Origin of the sequence: Kitasatospora putterlickiae, from assembly GCF_039527695.1 — a bacterium.
In the GTDB taxonomy this organism is placed as follows: domain Bacteria; phylum Actinomycetota; class Actinomycetes; order Streptomycetales; family Streptomycetaceae; genus Kitasatospora; species Kitasatospora putterlickiae.
The window spans coordinates 19,679-23,100 of sequence record NZ_BAAAKJ010000166.1 but is presented as its reverse complement, the minus strand read 5'-3'; the positions used below and the strand labels follow the sequence as shown (position 1 = coordinate 23,100).

1 protein-coding gene and 2 pseudogenes are annotated in these 3,422 nt (G+C 70.9%); all 3 read left to right on the top strand.

Translation table 11 applies throughout. The annotated features are described in order from the left end of the window. Nucleotides 1–248, top strand: a pseudogene (locus ABD308_RS17270) (hypothetical protein); the annotation flags it as partial. A 963-nt stretch (nucleotides 249–1,211) separates the two neighbouring features. Continuing rightward, a pseudogene (locus ABD308_RS17265) lies at nucleotides 1,212–2,696 on the top strand (chitinase); the annotation flags it as partial. 48 nt (nucleotides 2,697–2,744) lie between these two features. Further along, nucleotides 2,745–3,326: a carbohydrate binding domain-containing protein gene (locus ABD308_RS39705; RefSeq protein ID WP_425554786.1), complete on the top strand. Its 582-nt coding sequence runs from the start codon at nucleotides 2,745–2,747 to the stop codon at nucleotides 3,324–3,326. Nucleotides 3,327–3,422: the final 96 nt, after the last annotated feature.

The following is a 3,422-nucleotide window of genomic DNA, read 5'->3' as shown; positions in this document are numbered from 1 at the left end:
CCACCGGGCGCCTGATCGCCGCGCTGGACGCGATCGACCCGGCGATCGTCGGCGGACAGCCCGAGCGGGCCGTCGACCGGGCCCGCAACCAGTGCCAGTCGATGTACCGGTTCCCGAAGGACCGGGCGAAGCTGGTCGACCTGGCCAATCAGCGCTTCACGGATCCCGCCCATCCCCAGGGTTTCGGAGCGGAGAAGGCGGAAAAAATCCTGGACGCGCTGCGCACCACCCTCTGCCCGCCGGCCTGAGACGCCGGACGGGCCCTCGATCGGCCCGGTGTCCTGAGCTCCGGGCCACCGTGGCCGCGCGCGACGACCACCGCGCGGCCACGGCTCACACCCCCGGATCAGGCGAGGCTCCAGGCGGTGTCCTTGTCGTCGGACGAGATGAAGTCCACGGGTTCCTCCTTTCCCGGGGTCGGCATGCGTGGCGAAGCACGGGTTTGAAGACGCTTGGCGCGGCGGCGGCTTGACGGCCACACGACGCGGCGACGCGGCGACGCGCGGGCAGAGCCCGGCGAGCGGGCGGGTCGGGGTGAGGGGCGTTCCCGCGCGGAACGGACGCCGGAGAGGGGGCGTACGGAGGCGCGGGAGAGCCGTGGCACGGCAGAGATGAATGAAGCGCGACCGGCGAACGGGCGCGGGAGCGAACGGACGCGGTCCGGCCGTCGGCCGCCGATGGCGGCGGACCGGGACCCGGGAGCCGGCGGCTCACCCGTGCGGGCGGCGGGCGCCCTCTCTGTCGAGCTTCCAGTCGAGGTCTCGCATGCTCCGATGATGTCGGAGCGACCGACCGGACCACAACCGGATTTGTCGCGGTTGACCCTCACTCGGCCAACCTTGGCACAGTTATGGATCGCTGACGAACTGTAAGGACTCTTGACAGACGAGTGGTCTAGTCCAACCATAGGCATGTCGATCCGACCGGGATGCACTGTGGGGGTGTGACCACCGGCGGCTGAGGCACTGCCCTGCCATGCCCTGTCCTGCTCCACCCCCAGGCCCCGCCACGGGCGTACGCGCGTTCGCGCACGTCCGTCCGTCCGTGCCGCGCGCCTGCGGGATCGCACACCCCCGCGCCATCGCACCGCAACCGCACGGCCCCCTCCCCCTACGAGGGGTCCGGCGCGTCCCGAACGCCCCCGCAAGGTCCGCAGCGCCGTTCCGCACGCTTCACCAACGTCCTGCCCCACCACGCCTGTTGGAGAACCCATGCGTCTACGCAGAACAGTTCAGGCCGCCCTGGCCGCCTGTGCCACGCTCGTCGTCTCGGCCGGCCTGGTCGCCGGCGCGGCGACGGCCGGCGCGGCGCCGGTGAGCCCCGCCACCGCCGAGGTGAGCGCCACCACCGCCGCGAAGCCCATCCCCAGCAGGGTGTTCGCCCCCTACTTCGAGGCCTGGACGGGCGAGAGCCCCGCCGCGCTGTCCGCCCAGTCCGGTGCCAAGTACCTGACGATGGCGTTCCTGCAGACGGCCACCAAGGGCTCCTGCACCCCGTACTGGAACGGCGACACCTCGCTGCCGATCGCGCAGTCCTCCTTCGGCGCCGACTTCGCCACCATCAGGGCCAACGGCGGCGACGTGATCCCGTCGTTCGGCGGCTACACCGCCGACACCACCGGCACCGAACTGGCCGACAGCTGCACCGACGTCAACCAGATCGCCGCCGCGTACCAGAAGCTGATCACCACGTACGACATCAGCCGGATCGACCTCGACATCGAGGCCGACTCGCTGGACAACGCCGCGGGCATCGACCGCCGCAACAAGGCGATCAAGCTGACGCAGGACTGGGCGGCCGCCAACGGCCGGCAGATCCAGTTCTCCTACACGCTGCCGACCACCACCAGCGGCCCCGCCTCCAACGGCATCGCGCTGCTGAAGAACGCCGTCGCCAACAACGCGCGGATCGACGTCGTCAAGCTGATGACGTTCGACTACTACGACAACGCCACGCACGACATGGCCGCCGACACCGTGACCGCGGCGACCGGCCTGTACAACCAGCTGGCCAAGCTGTACCCGACCAAGACTCCCGCCCAGCTCTGGGCGTCCATCGGCATCATCGAGATGCCCGGCATCGACGACTTCGGCCCGGCCGAGACCTTCACGCTGGCCAACGCGAGGACGGTCTACGACTGGGCGCTGGCCAGGGGCATCAGCACGCTGTCGTTCTGGGCGCTGCAGCGCGACACCGGCAAGTGCCCCGGTGTCGGCGGACGCAACGACTGCTCCGGGATCGAGCAGAACACCTGGGACTTCACCAGGATCTTCGCGCCGTTCACCAGCACCTCCCAGCCGAGCACCGACTTCGGGCTCAACCTGAACCCCACCACCGGTAGCGTGGTGGCCGGTTCGTCCACCACCGCGACCGTCATCACCACCGAGATCACCCCGGCCGGTACGCCCTCGGGCACCGCCCAGAGCATCAACCTGAGCGTCAGCGGCGCGCCCGCCGGCGTCACGGCCACGGTCAACCCCGGTACCGTCCTCGCCGGTTCGTCCGCGACGCTGAACGTCACCACCGCGGCGACCACCACCCCGGGCACCTACCCGCTCACCGTCACCGGCACCGCCGCCTCCGGCACCCACACCGCCACCTACACGCTGAAGGTGACGAGCACCCAGCCGGGCAACGACTTCTCCGTCGCGGTGAGCCCCTCCGCCGGTTCGGTCACGGCCGGCTCCTCCGCGAGCGCCACCGTCAACACCGGTGTCGTCTCCGGCTCCGCGCAGAACGTCGCCCTGACCGTCAGCGGCGCCCCGGCCGGGGTCACCGCCACGGTCAACCCCGGTAGCGTCACCGCCGGTTCGCCCGCCACGCTGAACGTCACCACCGCGGCGACCACCACCCCGGGCACCTACCCGCTCACCGTCACCGGCACCGCCGCCTCCGGCACCCACACCGCCACCTATACGCTGACCGTCACCGGGGTCACCCCGCCCGGCGGCCTGTCCAACGGCGGCCTGGAGACCGGCAGCCTGGGCCCGTGGACCTGCCAGGCCGGCGGCTCCGTGGTGAGCACCCCGGTCCACTCGGGCTCGTACGCGCTCCAGGCGGCGGCCACCGGCTCGCAGACCGGTGAGTGCACCCAGACCGTGACGCTGACGCCCAACAAGGCGTACACGCTGACCGGTTGGGTCCAGGGCAACTACTCCTACGTCGGCGTGAGCGGCGGTGCCACCGGCTCCGCGTGGACCAGCGGCTCCGGCTGGACCAAGGTCTCCGTCCCGTTCACCACCGGCGCGTCCGGCACGGTGACGGTGTACCTGCACGGCTGGTACGGCCAGGGCAACGTGTACGGCGACGACTTCTCGATCGCCTGACCGCTGACCGCTGACGGCTGACAGTCGACGACTGACAGATGACAGATAACGTCAGCTGTCATCTGTCAGCCCCCGCTTCACTCCCCCGCCGGGGTG